Below are 6597 nucleotides of genomic sequence, written 5' to 3'. Positions count from 1 at the left end.
TTATCTGGACAGTCTGCACCGTGCCTGACGCTTCATTGAAGGGTATCGTCCGGGCGCGACGCAGGGGGGCATCAGGCCGGATGAAGCGCTCCCAATAAGCTGGCGTAGTCCGGCCTGATGACCACCGTCCCGCAGGCGCGCAATGGGTGCGTTCTGGATTCGGGAGGGGGTCCGGGGGAGGGACTGGCAAGCTGTGGATATTTCAGAAGAACCGATCTCCATCCAGGAACGCCGCGAAGCAGATGGACTGGACGCCCACATTCCGATCATCCTGCGCGATGGTACGATCTATGATCCTGATCTCGATCGCTACTTCCTCGATCTGCCGCTCAACGGCGCGCGTTCGCGCCACTCGCTGCGGGCACACGGCTACGATGTCCTGGTTTGGTTGCGGTTTCTGGGTTCGGCTCGCCGCAAGACCGTCTGGCAAGCCGATACCGATGATGTCGGTGCGTATCATCGGGCACGCCGGCGTAGTGACGCCGAGTTCCGGATATCAGCCTCGTCGTGGAACCGGGCGGTTGCATCGCTGGACAAGCTCTATCGATGGGCCGAGCGCGAGGGCCTGGTCGAGCGTACGCCATTCACCCATCGGCAGATCTGGCGAAGATCGCACGGCGGTCGGCGCGCTGCCATCGCCGGGCATAACGAAGCTTATGAGCGGGCTGCGCGCCGGTCCGATGTGCGCTTCGTCGATCTTCCCGCCTACCATGTATTCCGAGACGTCGGCCTGCGCGGCCTGACCGTCGAGGGAGCTGAGCGCCCGGGAGCGCGCGACCGCAATGGTGCACGCAACGCGCTGTTCGCTGACCTGCTGGTCACCACCGGTTTGCGTCTCGAGGAAGCATCCTTCCTTCTCGCAGCGGAGATTCCCGGCAGCGATGTTCGTGTAGAGCGCCAACGCCGGGTAGAACTGCCGGCGGCCCTGACCAAGGGCGACCGGGGCCGGACCATGCTGCTACCGCGTCGCCTGTTGCCCGCATTCGATGCATACATTGCGGTCGAGCGCGCATCGGCGGTGGCCAAGTTCGCCTCACGTCGAGGTTGGGAGGCCATCGACCGCCCGATCTTCATACACCGCCCACCCACCGCACCGACCGCTTTGCACCTCGTGGGCGGCGGCATGATGGATATGGAAGTCGTCACACCGGATGAACGGGCCAGGCTCGTGATTTGTGCCGACGATGGCACGCCAGGTGAGGCGGCAGTCCTCTGGCTCACCGAGGTCGGGCAACCGGTGCTGCCCAACTCGTGGGAAGCGATCTTTGCCCGGGCGAGCCGTCGATGCACGGATGCCGGTATTTCCGTTCGCGTCAGCCCCCATCAGCTCAGGCATTCGTTCGCCGTGCACATGCTGGCGATGCTGATCCAGCGGCGCCTCGGCGAAGTTGCTGCACCGGCAGGCGCCATGGACGGCTATCGCCAGTTGCTCGGTGATCCGCTGCAGCAGGTGCAACGCCTGCTCGGCCATTCCAGCCTTGCCACCACGTCGATCTATCTCGATCACATTGCCACTCGTGCCGATACCGTCGATGCGGCGGTGGAAGAGTTGCTTGCGCGTGTGCCGGGCTATCTCCGGCCATGACCGCCGCTCCTCGTAAAGGTCGCAAGGTCGGGTTCGAGGGCCAGACCACAGAGCCCGAGCCTGACCCATGGCTGCAGATCAGCACGCTGCGCTTCACGATCGCCCCGCCGTATGGGGGCGAGGTTCTTGTCGATTTCACCAGACTGCACCCACGGGGACTGGCACTCGCCTTTGCCCGAGGCCTGTTCATGCTGGTCGCTCCACGCGGGCCCGTAGCGGTTCGCTCCTCCATCAAGACATACATGACCCAGCTGCCGAGCTTCTTTGCCTATCTTGCCGGGACTGGTGATCGGATCTCCGGGCCGGCCGACCTGCGAGCCAGCCACATCGATGGATACGAAGCGTGGCTCGAAGCTCAGGGCAAGTCGCGGGGCCACGCGCCGACCTTTGTCGCCAAGGTCGTTTCCGTGCTTCGCCGGATCGCTTCCGATCAGCCGGATGTCATCGAGGCGGGCTTGCGTGAGCGGCTTCGCTACGTCAGCTCGCAACCTTACGCCCCGCCACGCCCACGCGACGCCTACAGCCCGTTCGTTGCCCGCCAGCTCCGCGACGCGGCCCGCATCGATCTGGTCGCGATCGAGGCCAGATTGCGGGCTGGCCCATGCTTTGGCGAGATTCGGGAGATCGAGGCAACTGCCCGCAAGGCGCACGCCGCGATAGAGGCGCGTGGGGTCCTCAGGCATCGCGACCCTGAGTGGATGGCACTCTATGCCAGGCGTTGGAAGCGCGGCCTCTGGAACGCGGATTTCAGCATGACGCTGCACAGCGCTCATTACCTGACATCCGTCGATATCGTGCCGCTGCTGGTCCTGCTTTCGCTGGAGACCGGGCTTGAGCTCGAGTGCTGCAAAACGCTGACCGTCGATTGTTTGCGCAACGCCTCGGGCGGTACGGTGGAGATCGCTTACACCAAGCTTCGCGCACATGGCGCCGAACACAAGACCATCAGGGTGCGAGACGGTGCCTCGTCGACGCCGGGAGGGCTGATCCGGCGCATCATCGCACTCTCGGCAAGCGCGCGGGCCCATAATTCCAGCGATTGCCTGTGGGTCTATTACCAGACCGGTGAGATCGTCCACGGCATTCGCCATCCGCGCTCGACCATCGATGCATGGACCACGCGCCACGCCATTGCCGATGACGCGGGCAGACCGCTGTATCTGCGCCTGTCCCGGCTCCGTAAAACGCACAAGGCGCTCTGGTATCTCAAGACCGAAGGGCACATGGCACGGTTCGCCGTCGGCCACACGATCGAGATCGCAGCGCGGCACTATGCCGATGTTCCCTCGCTCAGACCCCTGCATGAGCAGACCGTCGCCGACGCCCTCGAGGAGGCAGTTGCCGGTCCCCGAGTCATTCCTCCCTCCGAGGAAGATCATCTGCGCAGTCGAGCCGCAAGCGCGGACCAGATTGCCGATGCGCCATCGGTTGCCGTGCTCGACGGAGAACAGGACGTATGGCTGGCGAGCTGCGGCGGCTTCTACGCAAGCCCTTTTGCCGCAGCTGTCGGCTCTCCATGTCCCACGCCGTTCTGGGGCTGCCTCGATTGCAAAAACGCGGTGATCACTGCGCGCAAGTTGCCAGCGATCCTCGCGTTTCTCACCTTTATCGATGAGCAGCGCGCAGGCATAACCACGAACGAGTGGGCGGCCAAGTTTGGTCACGCCCGTGAACGCATCGTCCGCCAGATCCTGCCTGCCTTCGGCGATGACGCTGTGGCTCAGGCTCGCGCGCGGCTCGCCGCCCAGCATCCCATTGTCTATCTGCCGCCCGAGGCCCGGGCATGACTGCCGTATCCTTGCCGGCCCATGACGACGGGGCGCGCGAGACGCTTCCCGTACTCATGTCGGTTCCGTTGCGGCCTGGCTGCAACCGCGCCGATCTCTCGCGTTACGGCGATCAGACCTGGGACCTGTCGCCGGGCGTCTTTCGCGATAACGCCAGGCGCTGCCATGTCACCGTGCATTTTAGCAGCATCGAAGACCCAGCCATTGCCGATGCCCTGCGCCAGTTTCTCCATGCGCGGCTCAATGTCGATCTGCCGGGCCATCGCCCCCGGCTTCAGCCAGCAGCCGTGCGGGGTGAGGCCAACCGGGCCCTGCTTTTCTTCAACTTCGTGAAGGCCGACCTTGGGCGCTTCGATCTTGCGCGGGTCGATCAGTCTCTGCTTGACCGCTTTGCCCGTTCGAAGCGCCGTGAGGGGCTACGTCCGGTTGCGGTCGCAGTATTGCTGCGCGTCATCTTCGACCTTCACGAGTTGCGCCGCCACCTTCCAACGGCCCGTCTTCGTATCGATCCGTGGCCCGGGCGCAGCCCGTTCTCGGTCGCCGGTGCCCGGTACATCCCCGGTGAAAACCGGACGCCACGCATTCCCGAAGAGATCATGACGCCGCTGCTGGCATGGTCGCTGCGCTATGTGACCCACTTCGCGCCCGACATTTTCGCTGCGCGCCGGGAGCTTGAGCGTCTCGAAGCCAGGCGCAGCCGATTGATTGCGCGCGAGGCTCATCTCGATCAGGCCGAACGCCGCGCGCGGCAACGGCAACGGCTGACCGCATACCTCACGGGCTTGCGGCGGCAGGGCCGCGGCGTTCCCATCTGGACCGGCTTGTACAACGCTGCTGTCCGCACCGATCCGTTGACCGGCGAGCACCTGCCACCGATCAACTACCATCTCCTTCATCTCCACGCCGGCGTCGATGCGCAGGCAGAGCCCGCCATGCACCTCAGTCTGACGACCGGTGCACCAGACCTGATCGCCGCCGCCATCACGGAACTCGGCACCGAAGTCGGGGGGATGGATGCACCGATCGCCGTGAATCCCGGGACCCGTCAGCCCTGGCGCAGCCGGTTCGATGTCAAGGCATTGGCCCTGGAAGAGGTCATGCTACAGTCCGCAGCCTATATTGTTTGCGCCTATCTGTCGGGTATGCGCGACAGCGAGATCCAGGCAATGAAGCGTGGTTGCCTATCCATCGTCAGAGACGAAGACGGCGTTATATTGCGTCACCGCATCAAGTCGGTCGCGTACAAGGGCAAGCGCGGAGGCGGAGAACAAGCGGAGTGGGTTACGATCGCGCCCGTTGCCGACGCGGTCGCTGTGCTCGAGCAGTTGTCCGAGCGGGCCGGACGAGCGCGGGGCACTACGACGCTTTGGCCTGTGCTGTCACTTCGCGCCAACACCAAGACTCATGTCTCTGCCGAGATCGTCCGCCAGCTCAACCGATTTCGTGACCATCTCAACCAGCAGTTTGGATCGCCTGATGCGCCGGTGATTCTTCCACGACCCGATGGCACACCCTGGCGGCTGACCACCCGTCAGTTCCGCCGCACGATTGCCTGGCATATCGCCAACCGGCCCTTCGGGACGATCGCCGGCATGATTCAGTACAAGCACGCCAGTGTTGCCGCCTTCGAAGGCTATGCTGGAAGCAGCCGGTCGGGATTTCGCGGCGAGATTGAAGCCCAGCGTGCGCTCGGCCAAATCGATGACATCCTCGCCTATTTCGACGAGCGGCAAGGTGGTGCCCGCTTGGGTGGCCCTGCCGCGAACCGCGTCGGGACCGGGCTCGATGTCGTCGCAAGCGAGCTGGCGCCGCTGCCCGCCATGATCGCCGATCGGCAGCGCTTGCGCACCATGCTCGCCAGTCTCGCGCGAACACTGCATGTCGGCCCGCTGGCCGACTGCTTCTTCGATCCCGCAACGGCCCTGTGCCTCAACCGGATCACACAGCCCGGCCCGCCAGCACCGATGATTTCGATGTGCGAACCGCTCCGCTGCCCCAACGCCTGCCTCACCGCGCGGCATCGCGCGTCCTGGCAGCGCGGGGCCGACGAAGCGCGCATGCTGCTGCGCGAGAAGCGGCTTCCTGAGCCGCAGCGGGTCACGCTTCAGGCCGAAGTCGCAAGGATCGAGACAGTTCTCGCTCAGATCGTGCCCGGTACCGCCACACCGCCTGCCGGTGTGGCGGGAGAGGAAGAGGAGGCCGGTTTTCGGGTGACGGACTGAAGGAGCGGGAGAGAGTTTCCCTCCGACCGTCGTGGAGACCTGCCATGACCCGATCCCACCCAGCATCGGCGCGCGCCGACGTCTATTCACGCATCACCGCCGAGATCGTTGATGCCATCGAAGCCGGTGCCGGTGACTGGCGCATGCCGTGGCATCACGACGGCGCGGCCACCACCCGGCCGCAGAATGTCACCTCTCGTCGGCGCTATCGGGGCGTCAACGTGCTGGCGCTCTGGATTGCTGCCGAAGCGGCTGCTTATTCCAGCGGTCTGTGGGGCACCTACCGTCAGTGGGCGGCTCTCGGTGCGCAGGTTCGCAAAGGGGAGCACGGCACCACGGTCGTATTCTGGAAGCAGGCTACATCGCGCGCCGACGATGATCATGATGAGGGCGAAGCCGGCCCCGGGCGCATGTTCGCCCGCGCGTTCACCGTGTTCAACCTCGCTCAGGTGGAAGGCTACGAGCCTGCACCGGTCGCGGTCTTGCCCGAGAGCGAACGGTTCGCGCACGCCGAGGCGTTCGTTTCTGCATTGAAGATTCCGGTCACCGAGGGGGCATACGACGCGCATTACCGGATCGATCTCGACCAGATTTTCATGCCGACCTTTGCCACATTCCGCGACGCGTCGGCCCACATGGGCACATTGCTGCACGAATGTGGTCACGCCACTGGCGCAAAGCACCGGCTCGACCGCAACTTCGCCGAACGGTTCAAGCGCGACAGCCTCGCGATCGAGGAGATTTGCGCCGAACTTACCGCATCGTTCGTCCTCGCGGATCTCGGTATCGCCCATCACCCACGGCCCGATCACGCCGCCTACGTCGCGTCCTGGCTGCGCGTGTTCAAGGATGACCCACGTGCGATTTTCACAGCTGCCGGCAAGGCCCAGGCCGCAGCCGACTGGATGCATGCCCAGCAGCCTCAGGCCGAGGAGATGGCGGCGTGAAACAGGTTCGCAAAAATGGCGCTGGAATTCACATTAGCGCTGGACTGTCAGGATAT

Annotated in this window: 4 protein-coding genes; all 4 read left to right on the top strand. The window is 64.6% G+C overall.

All coding sequences use genetic code 11. The features are described from left to right. Nucleotides 1-193: 193 nt before the first annotated feature. From OLX02_RS20050 to OLX02_RS20035, 4 genes are read left to right on the top strand one after another with little or no spacing between them, the layout of a single operon-like run. Nucleotides 194-1585 (top strand): tyrosine-type recombinase/integrase, encoded by a 1392-nt coding sequence (locus OLX02_RS20050; protein ID WP_223806916.1) that lies wholly within the window; start codon nucleotides 194-196, stop codon nucleotides 1583-1585. Beyond that, a complete protein-coding gene (locus OLX02_RS20045; protein ID WP_264425724.1) occupies nucleotides 1582-3372 on the top strand; it encodes a hypothetical protein in 1791 nt (596 codons plus the stop codon). Before OLX02_RS20050 ends, OLX02_RS20045 begins: the two co-directional genes overlap by 4 nt. Next, entirely contained in the window at nucleotides 3369-5594 is a 2226-nt protein-coding gene (locus tag OLX02_RS20040) for an integrase (RefSeq protein WP_264425722.1), read from the top strand. Before OLX02_RS20045 ends, OLX02_RS20040 begins: the two co-directional genes overlap by 4 nt. A 44-nt stretch (nucleotides 5595-5638) precedes the next feature. Then, the gene (locus tag OLX02_RS20035) at nucleotides 5639-6541 is read left to right on the top strand and encodes an ArdC family protein (protein ID WP_185686743.1); all 903 of its coding nucleotides are present in this window, start codon (nucleotides 5639-5641) and stop codon (nucleotides 6539-6541) included. Nucleotides 6542-6597: the final 56 nt, after the last annotated feature.

Source organism: Novosphingobium sp. KCTC 2891 (assembly GCF_025938155.1).
Taxonomy (GTDB): Bacteria; Pseudomonadota; Alphaproteobacteria; order Sphingomonadales; family Sphingomonadaceae; genus Novosphingobium.
This window is presented reverse-complemented; position numbering and strand designations above follow the sequence as displayed.

Excerpts from the sequence above, each read along its gene's own strand:
- OLX02_RS20045 (WP_264425724.1), top strand. The coding sequence starts at position 1,582 with ATGACCGCCGCTCCTCGTAAAGGTCGCAAGGTCGGGTTCGAGGGCCAG.
- OLX02_RS20040 (WP_264425722.1), top strand. The coding sequence starts at position 3,369 with ATGACTGCCGTATCCTTGCCGGCCCATGACGACGGGGCGCGCGAGACG.
- OLX02_RS20035 (WP_185686743.1), top strand. The coding sequence starts at position 5,639 with ATGACCCGATCCCACCCAGCATCGGCGCGCGCCGACGTCTATTCACGC.